Source organism: Mesorhizobium sp. M0751 (assembly GCF_040320265.1).
Taxonomy (GTDB): Bacteria; Pseudomonadota; Alphaproteobacteria; order Rhizobiales; family Rhizobiaceae; genus Mesorhizobium.
Map to the genome: position 1 here is coordinate 1 of NZ_JAMYPH010000021.1, position 18,573 is coordinate 18,573.

Annotated in this window: 16 protein-coding genes, 1 tRNA gene and 2 pseudogenes; 13 read left to right on the forward strand and 6 right to left on the reverse strand. The window is 60.3% G+C overall.

Annotated elements, in window-relative coordinates:
- Together NKI19_RS26190 and NKI19_RS26195 are read right to left on the reverse strand one after the other, a co-directional pair.
- The coding region (locus NKI19_RS26190; protein WP_352951250.1) for a glycosyltransferase family 2 protein at positions 1-1,410 on the reverse strand (1,410 nt) is incomplete at its 3' end.
- A gap of 81 nt (positions 1,411-1,491) precedes the next feature.
- Positions 1,492-1,623 carry a glycosyltransferase family A protein gene (locus tag NKI19_RS26195; RefSeq protein WP_352491709.1) on the reverse strand — a complete coding sequence of 44 codons (132 nt, stop codon included), beginning with the start codon at positions 1,621-1,623 and terminating at the stop codon, positions 1,492-1,494.
- Between the two features lie 400 nt (positions 1,624-2,023).
- Here NKI19_RS26195 and NKI19_RS26200 point away from each other — a divergent pair, with 400 nt between their 5' ends.
- The 5 genes from NKI19_RS26200 to NKI19_RS26220 all read left to right on the forward strand — a co-directional run bounded on the left by NKI19_RS26200 (position 2,024) and on the right by NKI19_RS26220 (position 9,547).
- The gene (locus NKI19_RS26200; protein ID WP_352491708.1) at positions 2,024-2,689 is read left to right on the forward strand and encodes a DUF3450 domain-containing protein; all 666 of its coding nucleotides are present in this window, start codon (positions 2,024-2,026) and stop codon (positions 2,687-2,689) included.
- Positions 2,690-2,696: 7 nt separating this feature from the next.
- Complete coding sequence (locus NKI19_RS26205; protein WP_352491707.1) at positions 2,697-5,354, forward strand: OmpA family protein; 2,658 nt, start codon at positions 2,697-2,699, stop codon at positions 5,352-5,354.
- Positions 5,355-5,370: 16 nt separating this feature from the next.
- Positions 5,371-5,862 carry a Rab family GTPase gene (locus NKI19_RS26210; protein WP_352491706.1) on the forward strand — a complete coding sequence of 164 codons (492 nt, stop codon included), beginning with the start codon at positions 5,371-5,373 and terminating at the stop codon, positions 5,860-5,862.
- 3 nt (positions 5,863-5,865) lie between these two features.
- Positions 5,866-6,936, forward strand: a complete 1,071-nt coding sequence (locus NKI19_RS26215; protein ID WP_352491705.1) for an adenylate/guanylate cyclase domain-containing protein — start codon at positions 5,866-5,868, stop codon at positions 6,934-6,936.
- A 385-nt stretch (positions 6,937-7,321) separates the two neighbouring features.
- The gene (locus NKI19_RS26220) at positions 7,322-9,547 is read left to right on the forward strand and encodes a mechanosensitive ion channel family protein (protein WP_352566677.1); all 2,226 of its coding nucleotides are present in this window, start codon (positions 7,322-7,324) and stop codon (positions 9,545-9,547) included.
- 251 nt (positions 9,548-9,798) lie between these two features.
- Here NKI19_RS26220 and NKI19_RS26225 read toward each other — a convergent pair whose 3' ends face one another.
- A complete protein-coding gene (locus NKI19_RS26225) occupies positions 9,799-10,695 on the reverse strand; it encodes a LysR family transcriptional regulator (RefSeq protein ID WP_352491703.1) in 897 nt (298 codons plus the stop codon).
- A gap of 256 nt (positions 10,696-10,951) precedes the next feature.
- On the opposite strand from NKI19_RS26225, the gene NKI19_RS26230 reads away from it, so the two are divergent.
- The 4 genes and pseudogenes from NKI19_RS26230 (at position 10,952) to NKI19_RS26245 (ending at position 13,885) form a co-directional block, all read left to right on the forward strand.
- Positions 10,952-11,686, forward strand: a complete 735-nt coding sequence (locus NKI19_RS26230; RefSeq protein WP_352491702.1) for an SDR family NAD(P)-dependent oxidoreductase — start codon at positions 10,952-10,954, stop codon at positions 11,684-11,686.
- A 117-nt stretch (positions 11,687-11,803) separates the two neighbouring features.
- On the forward strand, positions 11,804-12,403 hold the full coding sequence (locus tag NKI19_RS26235; RefSeq protein ID WP_352491701.1) for an NADPH-dependent F420 reductase: 600 nt from the start codon (positions 11,804-11,806) through the stop codon (positions 12,401-12,403).
- A gap of 3 nt (positions 12,404-12,406) precedes the next feature.
- Positions 12,407-12,910 (forward strand): SRPBCC domain-containing protein, encoded by a 504-nt coding sequence (locus tag NKI19_RS26240; protein ID WP_352491700.1) that lies wholly within the window; start codon positions 12,407-12,409, stop codon positions 12,908-12,910.
- Between the two features lie 162 nt (positions 12,911-13,072).
- Positions 13,073-13,885, forward strand: a pseudogene (locus NKI19_RS26245) (SDR family NAD(P)-dependent oxidoreductase).
- 106 nt (positions 13,886-13,991) lie between these two features.
- On the opposite strand, the gene NKI19_RS26250 reads toward NKI19_RS26245, so the two are convergent.
- Positions 13,992-14,903, reverse strand: a complete 912-nt coding sequence (locus NKI19_RS26250) for a LysR family transcriptional regulator (RefSeq protein WP_352491741.1) — start codon at positions 14,901-14,903, stop codon at positions 13,992-13,994.
- Between the two features lie 88 nt (positions 14,904-14,991).
- On the opposite strand from NKI19_RS26250, the gene NKI19_RS26255 reads away from it, so the two are divergent.
- Together NKI19_RS26255 and NKI19_RS26260 are read left to right on the forward strand one after the other, a co-directional pair.
- Positions 14,992-16,011 (forward strand): NADP-dependent oxidoreductase, encoded by a 1,020-nt coding sequence (locus NKI19_RS26255; RefSeq protein ID WP_352491740.1) that lies wholly within the window; start codon positions 14,992-14,994, stop codon positions 16,009-16,011.
- 34 nt (positions 16,012-16,045) lie between these two features.
- Positions 16,046-16,348 carry a putative quinol monooxygenase gene (locus tag NKI19_RS26260; protein WP_352491699.1) on the forward strand — a complete coding sequence of 101 codons (303 nt, stop codon included), beginning with the start codon at positions 16,046-16,048 and terminating at the stop codon, positions 16,346-16,348.
- 111 nt (positions 16,349-16,459) lie between these two features.
- On the opposite strand, the pseudogene NKI19_RS32910 reads toward NKI19_RS26260, so the two are convergent.
- Together NKI19_RS32910 and NKI19_RS26270 are read right to left on the reverse strand one after the other, a co-directional pair.
- A pseudogene (locus tag NKI19_RS32910) lies at positions 16,460-16,609 on the reverse strand (GMP synthase (glutamine-hydrolyzing)); the annotation flags it as partial.
- A 70-nt stretch (positions 16,610-16,679) separates the two neighbouring features.
- Positions 16,680-16,754, reverse strand: a tRNA-Gly gene (locus tag NKI19_RS26270).
- A gap of 230 nt (positions 16,755-16,984) precedes the next feature.
- Here NKI19_RS26270 and NKI19_RS26275 point away from each other — a divergent pair.
- Positions 16,985-17,482, forward strand: a complete 498-nt coding sequence (locus NKI19_RS26275; RefSeq protein ID WP_352491698.1) for a prolyl-tRNA synthetase associated domain-containing protein — start codon at positions 16,985-16,987, stop codon at positions 17,480-17,482.
- An 85-nt stretch (positions 17,483-17,567) separates the two neighbouring features.
- A complete protein-coding gene (trxA, locus tag NKI19_RS26280; protein WP_352491697.1) occupies positions 17,568-18,560 on the forward strand; it encodes a thioredoxin in 993 nt (330 codons plus the stop codon).
- Positions 18,561-18,573 lie beyond the last annotated feature (13 nt).

An 18,573-nucleotide genomic window follows, 5' to 3' on the forward strand; every position in this document is an offset into this window, starting at 1 on the left:
TCCCGCCATGGACAACAATGCCTCGGCTGCAAACATGTTTGACTTATCGGCACCGGCGCCCTTTTGCGGTGCATGTACGGGCGATCGCCTCGCAAGCCGCGCGGCACTGTGCACAAGCCGCTCAGGGGGCACGAAATTCAGGATCAATTCAATCCAATGACGCCTTGTCACGTTCCCGAGTATGCCGAACTGCACGAGAGCCTCGATCTGGCCATCCAGCATCAGATAGGCATAGATTTGATCTATTCCTTCCGGCACTTCGATCGAGGCCGGATTTCGCGCGTCGACACGAATTCCAAATGTCCGCGCCAGCCTGCGCGGCGCGGCAAGATCGTCGACATCGAGCAGCATTTGCTCAAGGTGATACTGGACGCGGCGAGCCGCGTCGGGATTGTTCCAGACCTTGCCGAGTTCGATGATCAGCTCGGTGAGGGAGCCGCCGAACCTGTCCCACCTGGCAGCCAATTGCGCTGGCACCGACAGGCTTCCTGCCATAAGGCCATCGACGGCCACCTTGGCGATCTCACGCGCCCATTTCCGTCCTAGCGGGAGCGCGCGCAGGGATTGCGGGTTGATCGAGCGCGAGCCGCAGCCGCAATCTGACGCGGCGTTCCACAACGCGAACCACGCGAGCGCTTCGGAAGCGGTGCCGCCGTTCGCCAAAATCGCTCCATTGGCGTGTGCCGATGCCGGGTGTTTGACCCTGGGATCGGCGGAAAAGCCGCGAGCGATCACGATTTCAGCATCTGCCAGCATCTGCGCCGAATTGCGGCTGAGCGCATTGGGGCTGGCCCGATAGAAAGCGAGCGGCTCGTCGACCATCACCCAATTTTTGCCCAGACGTGCGAGGCGCTGCCACAGATCCCAGTCCTCGCAGGTGCGCAGAGATACATCGAAACCGCCCAACTCGACAATTGTCTCCCGGTCGACCAGCAGCGCGTGAGTGCGGATAGCACACCGGCGGGCGAATGTTTCGAAGGGCTGGATCGCGACCTCCGTTGCGATGCTCGCCGGGGTGAGTTCGCCATCGGGCATCACGCGCTGGGAACCGCAATAGGCGGCTACTGCATCGGGAGCGGATTTCAGTGCGGCCAGCATTTTGGCAAGGAAGCTGGCATCCACCCAATCGTCCGCATCCAGAAACATGAGCCAGCGGCCGCGCGCTGTCGAAATCCCGCTATTGCGCGCGCCGGCGGGGCTATGCGCACAAGACCTCAACGCCCGAAATCGGGCATCGTGCTCTACATAACCGGCGATGATCGCGGGGGTGCGGTCCGTGGAGGCGTCGTCGACGATGATCGCCTCCCAATCCACTATTTCCTGATCGAGAAGGCTGTCGAGTGCGCGCGCCAGTGTTACGTCCGCGTTGTGCGCAGGAACCACGATTGAAACCAAGGGATCATGCGCCACGCCGTCTTACCCGCGCCTGGTTCGAGGCAGAACAAGATGTGTTGATCTTTCTCGGGCGGAGGCCGTCACAATCGACGCCGATCAGTCCGTCGACCCATCGTCCATCACCACTATATCCAGCATCTGGCAGGTCTGCCGGCGGATGCCGGCAAGCGTTGCGCCGACGGTTTGCTCGGCATTGAACATCGGTACCACACCGCCTTGCGGTAGCATTGTCCTGGATCATCGAGCTTTCGTCTTCTTCGGCAAGAGTCGGCAAATGTCAAAACCGGATGACGGCATCGGCTGGCAGCATTGCCCTGTCAAGATAAGGGCGAATTAGAGGCGGGCAAAAAGACTTGAAGACAGGCCGAATGGCAAGCGCGCATGCCCGACGGCTTAGAGCGGAGGCCGATGCGCCGGGCATTCCTTTCGCGCATTTCATCTGCAAAGAGATGGTCGCGGGCGAAGACGCGAGCTGATCTGGATCGAGCCGCATGTCGAATCTACCCGAATGGGGACGTACGAACCGACTTAAGCCGAGAAGATTCCGGCTTGCGGGTCGGCAGTTTTGCTGGCAAGTTTACCAGTTGCTAAATTAGCGTGCGACAATGTTCAAAGGGAGGGGCATGGGATGGCCAAGGAATCTTCGAGTACCGCTTCTACGGCAAATAAAGCGGACGCAAATCTGATAAGTAATGCAGAAGGAAGCGGGCTGACCTTCATGGCGGGCCAGGCTCGCGAGAGCGGGGCCCCCGGCGACGCTGTAGGTGTCGACAAGATACGTGATCTGCTGTTCGGCAACCAGATGCAGGACTATGACCGCCGCTTTTCCAAGCTTGAAGAACGGGTCTTGCAGCGCTTCAAGGATGTCGAATCCGAGGCCAAGCGCAATCTTGAAATGTACGAGTCAAATGCAAAGAAGCAGGTCGACTCGCTTGCGGCGCAATTGCGGAATGAAAAAGACGCGCGAGCCGACGCCGACAAGGAGATTGATCGGAATCTTCGCGAGCAAAATCAGGCGCTCGAAAAGCAGGTGCGCGCGTTGTCGGATCAGTTGAGCGAGCTTGAGCGGGAAGTTGCGGACCGGATAAATCGAAACGATCATTTGCTGCGCGAGGAAATCAAGCAAAAGAATGAAAGCATTCAGATGCTGATGGAGAAAATGTTTTCTGATCTCGGCAACGTCAAGACCGACCGAAATCTTTTGGCTGGCCTGTTTGTCGAGGTTGCAAAATGTCTAAATCAGGATCCCGTAGGCAGCAAGAACAACTCGGAGCGTACGTGGAAAGTGAGTTGATCGGAACTTGACGTCGACCGTCGACCCAATCAGCCTTCCTCAAAGAGGAGCTTCGAACGATACAGAGATTGATCGCGAGGCTCTGGCTCGCCTTTTGATCGAAATTGCCCGGAATGTTGATCCGGACTATCGTGCGCGTCTCGACGGAATCCCAACCGCCGACCCTCGCATGGAAACGCTGCGCCAGTTGCTGGTCGGCCGCGAAATTTCGGAGCTTTCACGAGTTACGCACCTGCTCGACGAACCAGAGCAGCTTGCGGCCGCAGTGGGGGGCGTCCTCCCCAGTGCAGCCGCACGTGCGCCTCACGCGCAACTCGGAGAGGCCCTTGCGCCAGCTGTCGAGAGGGCCGTGCAACGGTCCATCCAGAAGAGCCCGCGTACGCTTACGGACATATTGTATCCGGTGTTTCTGCCGGCTATTCGCAAGTCGATCGGCGAAAAGATCGACCAAACCTTTCAGTCGCTGAATGAAACTTTAAGACATATATTTACCTGGCATGGGCTCAAGTGGAGACTTGAAGCTTGGAGAACAGGGGCAAGTTTCTCAGAAGTTGTTCTTAAGCATTCTCTTGTCTATCGTGTGGAACATGTCTTTCTCATCAATCGCAATTCCGGGCTTTTGATAGCGCACGTAACTGCTGATAATGCAACTAGCGAAGACCCCCAACTCATTTCTTCTATGCTTAGTGCAATTCAAGATTTTGTAAGGGACTCATTTAACGAGAAAGAACAGAGCGGCCTGGACACGATCCGCTTCGGGGAGCTTCGTCTCTGGTCGGAAGTTGGACCGTTTGCGACCTTGGTTGCGGTGATCCGGGGAAATCCGCCGGAGGAATTACATGAAATAATTCGCGATGTATTGCTTCGCATCCATGATGAATACTCACAGGCTCTAGAGCAGTTTGACGGCGACAGTTCGCAGTTGGCCGGCGTAGAGACGGAGTTGCAGACCTGCGTTGAACTGAAGCAGGAGGAATCAAACCAGGGATTTCCGTGGCTGGTCTTGGCTGCAGTCCTGCTGGTTTTGATTCCCGCAGGCGGTTGGTTCTTTCTTTCCTGGCAAGCCGGGCAGCGGTGGCAGGCGTATGTGTCGCGACTGGAGGCCCAGCCGGGCATCATCGTTGCCGAACAAACGGCGAGGGGCGGATATTTCTATATTTCCGGCCTGAGAGACCCGCTTGCCGCCGACCCGCAGGCTCTGCTGTCCGGAACGCAGGTCGATCCCGCCCGCGTTCATTCGCAGTGGCAATTCTATCAGAGCCTTGATCCGAAGTTCGTCCTGAAGCGGCTGATAGTGTCGCTGACCCCGCCGAAGTCGGTTCGGCTTTCGATCGTCGAGGATCGCATCGTTGCCGAGGGTGAGGCTCCCGATACCTGGATAGATCGGGCGCGCGCAGCGGCCCGACAACTTTCGGCAGGCGGACCGGAATTCGACGTCTCCAAGGTTCGTGATGTGAGCCCCGAAGCACGCGCGGCGGAGCACTGGCAGACTTATGTGTCGCGACTGGAGGCCCAACCGGGCATCATCGTCGCCCAACAAACCGCGAGGGGCGGACATTTCTATATTGCCGGCCTGAGAGACCCGCTTGCCGCCGACCCGCAGTCGCTGTTGGCCGGAACGCAGGTCGATCCCGCTCGCGTTCATTCGCAGTGGCAATTCTATCAGAGCCTTGATCCGAAGTTCGTCCTGAAGCGGCTGATAGCGTCGCTGACCCCGCCGAAATCGGTTCGGCTTTCGATCGTCGAGGATCGCATCGTTGCCGAGGGTGAGGCTCCCGATACCTGGATAGATCGGGCGCGCGCAGCGGCCCGACAGCTTTCGGCAGGCGGACCGGAATTCGACATCTCCAAGGTGCGTGATGTGAGCCCCGAAGCACGCGCGGCGGAGCACTGGCAGACTTATGTGTCGCGACTGGAGGCCCAAGCCGGAATCATTGTCGCCCAACAAACGGCGCGGGGCGGACATTTCTATATTTCCGGCCTGAGAGACCCGCAGGCCGCCGACCCGAAGGCTCTGCTGTCCGGAACAGGGGTCGATCCTGCTCGCGTTCATTCGCAGTGGCAATTCTATCAAAGCCTTGACCCGAAGTTCGTGGTGAAGCGGCTGATGGCGTCGCTGACTCCGCCGGATTCAGTACGGCTTTCGATCATCAAGGATCGCATCGTTGCCCAGGGTGAGGCTCCTGCCGCCTGGATAGATCGGGCGCGGGTCGCCGCCCAAGAGCTGTCCGCAGACGGACTCTCTCTAGAACTCTCCGAGCTGCGTGAGTTGACCCCTCCGCAACTCACTCATTTGAGGGAGGCTATTCAAGCGGTCAACATTTTCTTCGATTCTGGCAAGGCTGTACCGGGACCAGAGCAACTGCCGGTTCTCGACAATTTGGCGAACCAGTTGAAGCAATTGGCCAAGGACGCCCGCAACGCAGGCGTAACAGCACAGTTCATGTTGACCGGCCATTCGGACGAGACGGGCCGTGAAACGGCCAAATTGTCGATCAGCGCCGCGCGTGCGGAAACAGTTCGTGCGCTTCTCAAGAAGCGCGGCGTCGATCCGGAGTTGCTCTTGGTTCGCGGCGCGGGCACCTTTGAGCCAGCGGAGATTGAAAATAGCCGAACGGGGAACTCCGCCAACCGCAGAGTTTCGGTTACGGCAAACTTCCACTAGGGCGGAGCCCAGGAAATTGCAAAAGAAGATCTGCATGTTGGGCGGGTTCGCTGTCGGAAAGACGAGTCTGGTTCGCAGGTTTGTGCAAAGCATCTTTTCAGAAACCTACTTGACCACGGTGGGAGTGAAAATCGACAAGAAGAGTGTCGCATTCCCGGACAAAATCGTGGATCTGATTTTGTGGGATTTGGCCGGCGAAGACGATATCGGCTCATTCCGCGTCAGCTATGTGCGAGGTGCGAGCGGGCTCGTGCTTGTCGTCGATGGAACCCGCGCCGCTACTCTTGAAGTGGCGCTCACGTTGCGCGAGCGGGCCGAGGCTGAATTCGGCGCTATGCCGTTTGTATTGCTGTTCAACAAATCCGATCTGGCCGACCGGTGGGCAATATCGGATAGTGAAATTGACGAACTGAGGCAACTTGGATGGCAAATCTATCTAACAAGTGCGCTTTCGGGTGAACATGTTGATGATGCGTTTCGTCAGCTTGCTTCGATGGTTAGCAAATAGACCATGCACGAATTGCCACGAGAAGTCAGAAGCTGGATTTACGATTTCTTCTACAACGAGCACTCCGTCGCATATCTGAAAATCGATGCCCAGCTTTGCATAGCTGAGAAGGGCGGTAACGTTAAACATTACGGACTCTCATCAGTTCGCATAGGTAAGCCTGTTGCCGAGCAGCTTGAATTCATGGAAGGTTTGCTGCCCTGCCCGGAGCTTCCATATCATATGGCCATGGTCGAACTGCCCAGCGGGCGTGTCGCGGACCTCCATCTTTTTGCTGACAATGCCTGCGTGTGGCTGCTCTTTCTTGACGCCACTGCCGAACGCGACAATAGGCAGCGACTTCAACAGAAGGCTTATGAAATGACGCTCCTGCAAGAGAGGGAGCGTCAACTCAACGAGAAATTACAATCGATGAACGAGGCGTTGAGGGCGAGCCAAGAGGGATTGTCGCGTGAATACCAGCGCGCCGAAGCCCTGCTCCTCAACATTCTTCCGGCGTCTATCGCGGAGCGGCTAAAAGCGCACGAAGAAATTGCAGACAACTACGCAGAGGTGAGTGTGCTTTTTGCCGACATCGTCGGTTTTACGGAAAGAGCGCGGAACGTCGGAGCCGTGACGACGCTCGCTATTTTAAATTACTTCTTCAAGGCGGCGGATCTGCTCTCGGAGCGATACGGCTGCGAAAAGATCAAGACAATCGGCGATTGTGTGATGGTGGTCGCTGGCCTGCCCGCCGCGCGATCCGATCATGCGGAAGCCCTTGCGCACTATGCACTTGAACTGCGGAAGGCGGTTAAGCTCGAACGCTTCGCAGGAGAACCGATAAGACTCAGAATTGGAATTCACTCAGGACCAATCGTGGCGGGCGTCATAGGCAAAAGGCGGTTTGCCTATGACCTGTGGGGCGACACCGTCAATCTCGCCGCACGTATCCAAACGTCCGCGGAGCCCGATGAGATCCGTATTTCGGACGCAACTCACAAACTGCTTGGACCAAATTTTGCCTGCGACCCACTCGCGGAAACGGAATTGCGTGGGACAGGTCGTGTGCGAATGTGGCGGCTCACGGCCTGATTTGCCGCATGGCGGTGCCGACCCTGGAGCGCATTGCATCTCAAGCAACATCATGGTTTCGAATGCCCGCAACGGTGCGCGAAGCAGTCGACCGCCGAGCGACCGATGCCCAGTTCATATAACGGCTGGAGGCTGGGCCTAGGCCGGAATGCCTTCCCCCGGCGGCTAAGTAGACACCGCGAAGTAGCCGGCGTAACGCTCTGGTTCGGAACAATGACGTCTTGCACCGCAACATCGGTTTCTTCAAGGTAGGGCAACAACGGACATCGATGTCGTTGCTCGCCGATCTGACCGGAAGGTTAACAGCACGATGCTACGCATCACTCGACGATTGGGAGCCAGGGCCCTGGCGCGCCCGGCACGGCGTCTCGGAGACCTGACTGCGATGTTTGCCCTGATTGCCAGACCGCTCGTCGTTGGGATCGCCCTTTTGTTGGCTGGTCCGGCACAGGCGCAGGCGGCGGCGACGGTCCCGCCTGAAAGGGTCAAACAGCTGTTCGAGCTTCTCGACGATCCGTCAGTGAAGGCCTGGGTGGCCGAACAGCGAAATCAGGACGCCGGTTCAACGGGAGCGCCCGCCGAGAGAAGAGCTTCGCCGACCGACGCATCGTCCGACGCCGTGGCCGCACCCGGCCAGATGAATACGATGGCATCCTCGACGCTCGATGGGGTCAGGCATCATATCGAAAGAATCGTGCGAACTTTGCCCTTGCTGCCAGGCCAGTTCGCGCGCGTTCGGGCAGAGACGATGGCGGATATGACCAGCAAGGGGCCTGCCGGCGTATTCGTGCTGATTGCGATGTTCATCGCCGCCGGCCTGGCACTCACCTGGGCAACGTTCAAGCTCACCCGTCCATTTCGCCTTTGGATTATCGCGCAACCGAAGGATACGCCCATTGGGCGAGCCAAGAAGATTGGTGGCCGCCTGCTTTATTCCAGCACGCTGATAGTCTCTTTCGCACTGGGCAGCGCCGGCGCGTTCATGTTGTTCGACTGGCCGATGCTTATCCGCGAGATTGTACTGACATTTCTGATGGCGGCAGTCGTTACATGGGGTGTGCGCATGTACGTCATGGCCATGCTCGTCCCCTCCTTCATGAACGTCGAGAACGCCGTCGAGGTTCGTGCTTTGCCGATCACCAACGAAGCGGCTGACCATTGGTCCTATTGGCTACCCCGGATCGTCGGCGTCTTCGCCTTCTTCGGCGCCGCGTTTATCCTCTTGCCAGGTCTCGGCATCGATCAGGATGGAATGATGGTCCTGTCACTGGGCGCCGATTTCGTGCTGCTGTTGCTCCTGCTGCTCGCCATTTGGCGTCGGCCAAGAACGCAGCGAGACGGTGCCCGCCACATCGGCCACACGGAAGCGACATGGCTATTGACTGCTTATTTCGTCGTCCTGTTCCTGCAGCGTATCGCCGGCCTTTATACATACTTCTGGTTCACCTTCGCCGCATTCTTCCTGCCTTTGGCAATCGTGGTGACGCAGCGCGGGGTTAATTTCGTTCTGCGGCCAGGTTCGGAAGATGTCGGCCAGCCCACGATCCCGGCGGTGACGATCGCTGTCATCGATCGCGGAATCCGAATGATTTTCATCCTGGCGGCGGCTTACCTTCTCGCACGTGTCTGGGGTCTGGACATGCAATCCATGCGGGGCAGCGATACGACGACGACGTTCATATTGCGCGGCTTGATCAATGTCGTGGTCATTGCCCTAGCAGCCGATTTCGGCTGGTCGATCATCAAAGCTTTGATCGAACGAAAGCTGGGCATCGAAACACCGCACCCTGTGATCAGCGACGAGGATGTCCCGGTCCTCGATCCGCAGCAGGCGCGGCTGCACACGCTCTTGCCGATCCTCCAGAACATTCTGCTCGCTTCGATCATCGTGATGGCGGTGCTTATGATGCTCGCCTCGCTAGGTATCCAGATCGGCCCATTGATCGCCGGCGCTGGCGTCGTCGGCGTCGCCGTGGGCTTTGGGGCACAAACCATCGTCAAGGACGTCATTTCAGGCGTGTTTTTTCTGCTCGACGATGCGTTTCGCGTTGGCGAATACATTTCATCGGGCAACTACAAGGGTACTGTCGAAAGCTTTTCGCTGCGCTCGGTGAAGCTGCGCCACCATCGTGGTCCGCTGTTCACGATACCTTTCGGTGAACTCGGGGCAGTCCAGAACCAGAGCCGTGACTGGGTTATCGACAAATTCAACATCACCGTTGGTTATGACACCGATATCGACTTCGCTCGCAAGCTGATCAAGCGGATCGGCCTCGAACTGGCGGAAGATCCCGAGTTCAAACACTGGGTGCTCGACCCGATCAAGATGCAGGGCGTACAGGAGTTCGGCGAATACGGCATCGTATTGAGGGTCAAGGCCACAACCAAGCCGGGAGGCGCCTTCGGTATGAAACGCAAATTCTATGTACGCCTCCGCCAGGTCTTCAAGGAGCAGGGCATCGAACTGCCATTTCCGACCGTCCAGGTTCAGGGGCTACAGAACCCACATGGGGCAGAGAATGCGCCGTTGGAGATCACACCCGAGTTGAAAATGGCCGTCGCGCAGTCGCACACTATTCGGCGCAGAAAAAAAGCGAGCACAACGGAGTAGGAAAGCTGCGACACCTGCCGGTCACAACCCGGCTTTCCGCGCATCACCCGTGGCAGGAATACTCTTCTGTCTTCGACCGTTAAGACGAAACAAATATTGTGGCGTACCATAAACGTATTTTCGGATGCGTTCAGACCCCGCGCCGGTTGCGATGCGGCGCAACATTCGTAGATTGAACGACGCGGCTTCAAGCGATCGCAACTCGGCTCCCGACCGGATTGCGGCAAGCGCCATCGGCGACCTGCCAGGCGTCAGTCGCGCGATATGGACAGCCCCGCGAGAAGCGGAGCGTACGCGGCGAGCCTGCGGGATACGAACTCCGTGAAGAGCCGCACGCGCTTCGTCTTGCGTGTCTCCCCCTGTGTCAGAAGCCAGAGCGTTCCGTACATGTGCAGGTCGGTGCCCGGCACCCTCACCAGTAGGGGGTCGGCATCGCCGACGAAGCACGGCAGTGTCGTCATCCCGAGCCCTTGCCGTACTGCAACGATCTGCGCCTCGGCGTCCGTGGTCCTGAATGGAACCCCCGTGGTGCGAACCTCACCCTCGCTGGCCCAATCCGGAATTCCATGAATGCTTATGACGATCCACCGGATGGGATCAGGCGCGCCCGCACGCCATGCGGCTAGTCGATCGCAGGACATGTAGACGCCGCCGAACAGCTCCGGTCCCTTCAGGCCGTGAAGATTGAGCGGCAGGGTTTTGCGGTCGTAGACGACGCGGATCGCCACGTCGGCCTCCCGGTTGGTCAGATTTGCCAACTCGCCGGACGACAAGATTTCCATCTCGATGTCCGGATGCAGACGCGCGAAATCGGCGAAGTCCGGCATGAGCAGGTGTGTCGCGAGGGGCGGTGCCAGCGTCACCCGCAGAAGCCCGCGCACGCTCTGGTCGCGCCCGAAGACGCGCGTCTCCAGCTGGTGTGACGACGCTTCCATCTGGTTCGCGAGCTCGAGGACCTCCTCGCCCGCAGCCGTCAGGCGGTAGCCCGAAGGCAGCTTTTCGAACATCTGCGCCCCGAGGCGTTCCTCGAGCTGAGCGATGCGTCGCAGCGCGGTCGAGTGATTCACTCCGAGGCGCTCGGCGGCGGCCCGCACGGAGCCTCCGCGCGCGACGGCAAGAAAATAGCGAACGTCATCCCAGTCGATCATGGTGCAATCCCGCACCGCGCGGTGCGCCTTCCAAAGCCCGTATCTAACACATCGAACAGCAGTACGGGTGGTCATTATAGCCTATGTCGACGAGCGCGGCCCAATTCCCAACGGCGGACACCGATCGTCGCGGCTGGCGTCCAGCCGGATCGATTTTGCACCACCGATGTGCGCGCTTCCGCACTCAACAACTGACGCCGGCGGACCCATTTCGAGGGTCTCGGGAGCGTTCCCGAACGACTAAAGGATGCACCACATGAACAGACTGCATGGAAAGACCGCCGTGATCACCGGCGGCGCTACCGGCATCGGCCTCGGCGCAGCAAAACGCTTCATCGAGGAGGGCGCCTTCGTCTTCATCTTCGGTCGCCGGCGGGAAGCGCTCGACGCCGCTGTGGCCGACCTCGGACCCAATGCCCGCGCGGTGCAGGGCTCGGTCTCCGATCTGGCCGACCTCGACCGACTCTATGCGTCGGTGAAGGCCGAGCGCGGAACCCTCGACATCGTCTTCGCCAATGCCGGGGCGGGAAGCCAGCTTCCCCTCGGTCAGATTACCGCCGAACACATTGACGAAACCTTCGACACCAATGTCAAGGGTACGATCTTCACGGTCCAGAAGGCGCTGCCGCTGATGGGCCCGGGCGGTTCGATCATTCTGACCGGATCGAGCGCCGGTACCACGGGCGCCCCGGGATTCACTGCCTACAGTGCGAGCAAGGCGGCAGTGCGCAATCTCGCGCGGACCTGGGCGGAGGACCTGAAGGGCACCGGCATCCGGGTAAACGTGCTGTCGCCCGGGCCGACGGCGACCGAACTCGCGAAGGAAGCGCTCGGCGAGGAGGGCCAGAAGGTCTTCGCCTCGATGACCCCGCTCCAGCGCATGGCCGATCCGGCGGAGATCGGGGCGGCGGCTGCCTTTCTCGCGTCGCCGGACAGCAGCTTCATGACCGCCAGCGAGGTCGCCGTTGACGGCGGCCTTGCGCAACTCTGACGCGCCACGCCCGGCCGGGCGCCCCATTCGATTATTCGGGACGCCGTAGGGCTCGGTAAATAACCCAGCACCGTTGAGGGCCGGGGAAACAATATTAACACGGATCGGAGAAATATTATGAGCTACGCAATTGTAGGATTCGGTAAGATAGGCCAGGCCCTCGCCCACGCCTTCGCCCGTAAAAACATCGACGTGACCGTCGCGAGCCGCCGGCCGCCCGAGGCGTTGGCGCCGCAGGCTCGGGCGATTGGACCCACGGTCGTTGCCAAGTCGCTGCGGGATGCAGTCGAGGCCGACACAATCATCTTGGCGGTCCCGTTCGGGGAGCACCGCGAGGTTGCGAAAGCCCTGCCGAGCTGGGAAGGCAAGACGGTCATCGACGCGATGAACCTCTTTCCGGTCCCTGAAGAGCTGGACGGTCTCCCGTCCTCCGCTTTCGTCGCGAAGGCGTTTACCGGCGCCAAGTTCGTGAAAGGGTTCAATCACCTGATTGCGGCCACCCTGGCTGCCGATCCGATCGTCGAGGGCGGCCACCGGGTCGTCTTTCTATCGAGCGACGACGAGGACGCGATCGCTCCCGTGGCGGCCTTGGCCAAACAACTCGGGTTCGCACCCGTCAAGCTGGGAAAGCTCAACGAGGGTGGCGTGCTGGTGCACGCACGCGGCCGCACCTGGGGCCAGCTCATCTTCCAGGATTTGTTCAAGAAGGAGCAGTGACCGATGTATGACCACGTGATTTGGCCCGAGCGATATGATCCGAAAACGTCGGCTATCTACGCACTCAACGACATTGACGTGAAGGCGCCGCCTGACGTGGTCTGGAAGCTGCTGGTCGATGCCGAGAATTGGTCGAGCTACTTTCCCGCCGAAAATCAGGTCAAGATCCTGACCGGCAAGCCGGAACTGGCGCTTGAAACCAGATACAGCCGGGTGACGGTTGGCTTTCCGATGAGTCTGGTCGTGACGGAGTGGGAACCCTTCCGCAGGCTCGCGTGGGCGACGACCGTCGATGGCGACGAGACCGGCTCGAGCGCATACCACGGCTGGGTCATCACCCCTACGGTCGATGGCTGCCATGTGCTGACCGAAGAAACGCAGCAGGGCCCTTGGTTCCTTGAGGAACTCGGGCGCAAGCATCCCGGTGCACTCTACCGCTATCACCAGGAATGGGTCGAAAGCCTCGCCCGCGCTGCGGAGGCGGAAGTGGTAAGCAAGGCAACTTGATGCGCGTGTCTTGAGGCTTGGCCCGTTGCTTGGGCCGCAACGCTTTCGACCGAACAGTACTGGGCCTGCCTTCGTCCGAATATTGTCGGTACTCAACAGACGACGGGCGCTTCCAGCCTGGATCGGCGGATGATCACCCACCTACCATTGGAGATAAATGATATGAATATTGAACTCAGCGGCCGCAAGGCGATTGTCACCGGATCCACCGCCGGTATCGGCCGCGCGACGGCGGAGGGGTTGGCCCGTGCCGGTGCATAGGTCGTCGTCAACGGCCGTGGGAATACCCGGGTCGACGAGGCGGTGCGGCAGATGCGGCAGGCCTTTCCCGGAAGCGACATCTCGGGCATCGCCGCCGATCTTGCGACAGCGGAGGGCGCCGAGGCCTTGATCGCGCAGGCGCCGGACGCCGATATACTTGTGAACAATGTTGGTACGGCTCACATCCGGAGCTACAGTGGCGTCGAGGACATCGCGAAGATCCCCGACGAAGACTGGCTTGGCCTCTTCCAGTTAAACGTAATGAGTGGCGTGCGCGTGACCCGTCATTACCTGCCGCGGATGGTGGCGAAGGGCTGGGGCCGTGTCGTGTTTGTAAGTAGCGAGTCCGCAGTCAACATCCCCAAGGAAATGCTCGACTACGGCATGACCAAGACCGCTCAACTCGCGGTGTCGCGCGGGCTCGCCGAGGCGGTCGCGGGCACGGGTGTCACAATCAACGCCGTCCTGCCGGGACCTACCCGCTCTGAGATCCTGGGCGACTTCATGGCGAAGCAGGCTGACGCAAACAGAATCACGCAGCAGGAGGCCGAACAGGGCTTCTTGAAGGCGATGCGTCCGACCACCCTCATCCAACGCTTCGCGACCACCGATGAGGTGGCCAACATGATCATCTACGCATGCTCGGAGCAGGCTTCGGCGACAACCGGCGCGGCTTTGCGGGTGGATGGCGGCGTGGTCCGCTTCGTCGCGTAGCTGCCGAGACGGTTAAGGCGCCAATGGCGCCGACCAGCGGACGGTCGACACCTGCGGCTGAGTTTCCCCTGCCCGGTGTCTTCAGGCCAAATGCTGGCCGTGACCTTCACCTGTTTCTCGACACACCCTGCAACAGGTCGAGGAAGGCGCGCACAGCGGGATTGGCGCGCCGGCTCTCCGGCCAGACCGCCGTGATATTGTGCCGCTCGACCGCATGGTTGGAAAGCACCGGCACCAATTCGCTGCGCGCGACATGGGGCGCCGCTATGAAGTTTGCGCTGATGCCGATGCCGCCGCCTGCAACCAGCGTTGCGATCAGCGCTTCGCTCGCGTCCACGACAATGCCGGATGGAGGCATGATTTCGATTTCCCGATCGCCGACACGGAAAGGCCAGCGCAACACTTGGCCGCTGCTTTGATAGCGCAGGGTCACAGTGTCGTGTCCTTCCAGTTCGTCCGGATGCAAAGGAGTGCCCCGTGCGGCCAGATAGGCTGGCGACGCGAAGCAGCAGAGCCAATGCGGTGCGAACTGGCGCGACAACAGCCGCGAGTCAGCGAGATCGCCGATCCGCACCGCAATGTCGATTCGCTCTTCAATGATATCGACGAACTGGTCGCTCAAGCGAAGGTCGACTGCGACCTTGGGGTGCAGCCGGCGAAAACTCGGCAGTGTGGGTGCGATCATATGGATGCCGATCGGCAGTGAGGTGGCGATCCGCAGAGTGCCTGACGGTTCCGAGCGCGCCATCGTCGCCATCTGCTCGATCTCCTCTGCTTCGCGCAGCAGCCTAAGCGCGCGCTCATGCAGGTCGCGCCCTTCTGGTGTGAGGGTCAGCGAGCGGGTCGTGCGGGTAATGAGGGATATGCCCAGGTTCTGCTCCAGCCGCTGGATGCTTTTGCTGATAGCTGAGGGCGAAATCGACAAGGATCGGGCGGCCGCGGTGAAGCTGCCCATCGACCCGACACGGGCAAAGGCGATCAGCCCCGTTAGCCTTTCAAGTGCTATTTGTTCCCTCATGGAATTACTAAAGCGAATTCGAGCACAATTATCAATCTTGTACGATTTGACTACATCACGTTCAACCTTGGACACACCTAACGGAGTGATGATGAGCGATGTGATGAAAGCAGTCCGTCTGCACGAGTTCGGCGGTCCAGACTTATTGCGCTACGAGAATGCGCCCCGCCCCGCTGCGACGCCGGGTGAGGTTCTGGTCCGGGTCCACGCGGTCGGCCTCAATCCGCCGGACTGGTATCTGCGGGATGGCTACCGGTCGCTCCCTCCGGAGTGGCAACCTTATCCCGCCTTTCCGCTGATCCTCGGATCGGACATGTCGGGCGTTGTCGAGGCTGTCGCCAGCGACGTGCGGGGCGTTGGCGTCGGCGACGAAGTCTACGCCATGGTGCGTTTCCCAGAGCATGTCATGGAAGGCAGCAAAGCCTATGCCGAGTATGTCAGCGTGCCAGCTTCGCAGCTGGCGCGGAAACCAGCCAACATCAATCATGTCCATGCGGCCGGCGCGCCCATGTCGCTGCTTACCGCCTGGCAGTTCCTGATCGAGTTGGGTCACGACGAACCCAACCCGTTCCAATCGTTCACGCATGTGCCGGTGCCCCTTGAGGGCAAGACGGTTCTCGTCAACGGCGCCGGAGGTGGCGTCGGGCACTTGGCCGTGCAACTCGCAAAATGGAAGGGTGCGCGTGTCATTGCCGTGGCATCGGGCAAGAATCGGGGTCTGATGGGCGACCTCGGCATCGATCAATTCATCGATTACACCAGAACGTCGGCCGACGAGGTCGTGCGCGATGTTGATCTCGTGCTTGATGCCGTCGGCGGTCCGGACACCGGCCGCTTCCTCCGCACCTTGAAGCGGGGTGGTGCCCTGCTACCGGTGTACCCGCTTGGCTTTACCGGCCACGACGAAGCCGAAACGCGTGGTATCACGGTTTCGACCACGCAGGTCCGTTCGAATGGCGCACAACTAGCGCAAGCCTCTCGCCTGCTGGACGATGGCACCGTCCGCATCGTCATTGACAGCACGTTCCCCCTCGCCGAGGCGGCAAGAGCACACGAGCGCGCCGCTCGCGGGAACATCCAGGGAAAGATCGTCCTGACCGTTGCATAATCGAAAGGATGGGGAAGGCTCAGGGGAAAAAACGATGCTTATCGTGACCGGATATGTCCACGTCGAACCATCCGCGGTGGCCGAGTTCGTCACCGATATCGAGGCGCTTGCGCACACTGCCAAGCAGCGTGACGGGGGCCTGTTCTACGCTGTTGTCGTGGATGATCGTGCCGCCGGGCGTCTGCTCGTCGCAGAGCGGTGGAGAGATCAAGCATCCCTCTCTGCTCATCTTCATGCGCCCGAAACTCTGACATTCATGGAGCGGTGGCGGGACCGGATGAGAGGCGACCTCCGCAAATACGACGCGGCGAACGAACGGACGCTCTTCGATGAATAACGGCGTTATCTTATGTTCTATACGCCCCGCCGGGAGTGAGATTCGGACTGGAACGGCAACTGCGCGGCAGCGAAAATCGCTGCGGAGACACCCTACTGCCGCCGTTTCCCTTCACTCCCACTCGATGGTGCCTGGCGGTTTGCACGTCACGTCGTAGACGACGCTGTTGATGCCGCGCACCTCGTTGATACCTTGGTGGCGCTGGCCGGGCGGGTCGAACGTGCCCCCTACTCCGTCAATGCTCCCGCTTGCCACCGCCCCACCGCCAAGGCACATAAGCAAAAGGCGCCCCGAAAGGCGCCTCTTAATCACTTGATTTCCGATAGAAAACTGGAGCGGGTGAAGCGATTCGAACGCTCGACCCCAACCTTGGCAAGGTTGTGCTCTACCCCTGAGCTACACCCGCTCGCGCGGCTTTTTGGGCCGCAAGCCGCGCCTATATGGCTGAAGAGCGCGGCGATTGCAACAGGGAATTCGCAGGCTTTTTGCTTCGCCGGCAATGCGGACAAGCCCTCCCGCGAGACCTCGCAAGGCAATCACCCCCGCCTTGCGCGACGGGCTTGTCTTGGCCGCATCATTGGCCGTAAACGGCGTTAGCCGAACAAGCCGTTGAAGCGGGCCATCAGAAGAAGACCGATGCCGAAGACCGAAGCCGAACTTTTCGCCTTTCTCTCAGGACTCGGGATCGAGGTATCGACCCGGCGCCATCCGCCGCTGTTCACGGTCGCCGATTCGCAGGCGCTGCGCGGCGAGATTGCCGGTGGCCACACCAAGAACCTGTTCCTCAAGGACAAGAAGGACAATTTCTTCCTGGTCAGCGTCGACGAGGAGGCGGTGGTCGATCTCAAGCAGATCCACCATCTGATCGGCGCTGCCGGCCGCGTGTCCTTCGGCCGGCCGGAGATGCTGATGGAGCTTCTCGGCGTCGTCCCGGGTGCGGTCACGGTGTTCGGGCTGATCAACGACACCGAGCGAAGGGTCAAGGTCGTTTTGGACGAGGAGTTGATGAGCCATGCGGTGGTCAATGCCCACCCGCTGACCAACGAAGCGACGACTTCCATCGCTGCCCCGGACCTAGTCAAATTCGTCGAGGCAACCGGACATGATGCTGTTATCTTGAAAGTCTCGGCATGATCGCCACATGGGTGACTGAAACCGGGTTCTAAATAAGGATGTTGCGCCCGTCCCTTGGCCGGCGGCGCGACCGAAAGGCGACGAGATGAGCGATAGCAACCCCTTTGGCGGCCCGTTTGGCAGCAATGGCGGCCAGTATGCCACCACCGTGCAATATGGCGGCACCGATGCCGCGCGTGAGAAGGTCGCGCTTGCGGAGGCGCCGGCCGACGTCATCAAGGACACAACGACCGCTGGATTTGCCGCCGACGTCATCCAGGAATCGCGTCGCCAGCCGGTGCTGGTCGATTTCTGGGCGCCGTGGTGCGGCCCCTGCAAGCAATTGACGCCGCTGCTGGAGAAGGCGGTGAATGCCGCCGGTGGCAAGGTCAAGCTGGTCAAGATGAATATCGACGACCATCCGTCGATCGCCGGCCAGCTTGGCATCCAGTCGATACCGGCGGTCATTGCCTTCAAGGACGGCCAGCCGGTCGACGGCTTCATGGGCGCCATTCCCGAGAGCCAGATCACGCAATTCATCCAGAAGGTCGGCGGCAAGAACGGTGGCGCGCCGCAAGTGGCCGAAGCGCTGGCCGCGGCTGCCGAGGCGCGCGACGCCGGGGATGTGCAGACAGCGGCCGACATTTACGATGCCATCCTGGAACAGGCGCCGGAGACGATCGAGGCGATCGCCGGCTTGGGCGATCTGCTGTTCGAGGCCGGCGATGCCGAAGGTGCCGAGGCGGTGCTGGCGCGGGCGCCGGAAGCGAAGAAGGATGCGCCCCAGCTCGCCGCGCTGCGGGCCAAAATGGCGCTCGCCGCGCAAGCCGCGGAACTGGGCAATCCGGCAGAACTGGAACGGCGGCTGGCCGAAAATCCCGGGGATCACCAGGCACGGTTCGAGCTTGCCATGATCCAGAACGCCAAGGGTGATCGCATGGCGGCGGCCGACAATCTGCTGGCGATCATCAAGGCCGACCGCTCGTGGAACGACGACGGCGCCAGAACCCAGTTGCTGCAGCTCTTCGAGGCATGGGGCATGACCGACGAAGCAACGCTGTCGGCACGGCGCAAATTGTCGTCGCTGCTGTTTTCCTGAGCCGGCGCAGACT

Excerpts from the sequence above, each read along its gene's own strand:
- NKI19_RS26195 (WP_352491709.1), bottom strand. The coding sequence starts at position 1,623 with ATGCTACCGCAAGGCGGTGTGGTACCGATGTTCAATGCCGAGCAAACC.
- NKI19_RS26200 (WP_352491708.1), top strand. The coding sequence starts at position 2,024 with ATGGCCAAGGAATCTTCGAGTACCGCTTCTACGGCAAATAAAGCGGAC.
- NKI19_RS26215 (WP_352491705.1), top strand. The coding sequence starts at position 5,866 with ATGCACGAATTGCCACGAGAAGTCAGAAGCTGGATTTACGATTTCTTC.
- NKI19_RS26220 (WP_352566677.1), top strand. The coding sequence starts at position 7,322 with ATGTTTGCCCTGATTGCCAGACCGCTCGTCGTTGGGATCGCCCTTTTG.
- NKI19_RS26225 (WP_352491703.1), bottom strand. The coding sequence starts at position 10,695 with ATGATCGACTGGGATGACGTTCGCTATTTTCTTGCCGTCGCGCGCGGA.
- NKI19_RS26230 (WP_352491702.1), top strand. The coding sequence starts at position 10,952 with ATGAACAGACTGCATGGAAAGACCGCCGTGATCACCGGCGGCGCTACC.
- NKI19_RS26235 (WP_352491701.1), top strand. The coding sequence starts at position 11,804 with ATGAGCTACGCAATTGTAGGATTCGGTAAGATAGGCCAGGCCCTCGCC.
- NKI19_RS26240 (WP_352491700.1), top strand. The coding sequence starts at position 12,407 with ATGTATGACCACGTGATTTGGCCCGAGCGATATGATCCGAAAACGTCG.
- NKI19_RS26250 (WP_352491741.1), bottom strand. The coding sequence starts at position 14,903 with ATGAGGGAACAAATAGCACTTGAAAGGCTAACGGGGCTGATCGCCTTT.
- NKI19_RS26255 (WP_352491740.1), top strand. The coding sequence starts at position 14,992 with ATGATGAGCGATGTGATGAAAGCAGTCCGTCTGCACGAGTTCGGCGGT.
- NKI19_RS26260 (WP_352491699.1), top strand. The coding sequence starts at position 16,046 with ATGCTTATCGTGACCGGATATGTCCACGTCGAACCATCCGCGGTGGCC.
- NKI19_RS26275 (WP_352491698.1), top strand. The coding sequence starts at position 16,985 with ATGCCGAAGACCGAAGCCGAACTTTTCGCCTTTCTCTCAGGACTCGGG.
- trxA (WP_352491697.1), top strand. The coding sequence starts at position 17,568 with ATGAGCGATAGCAACCCCTTTGGCGGCCCGTTTGGCAGCAATGGCGGC.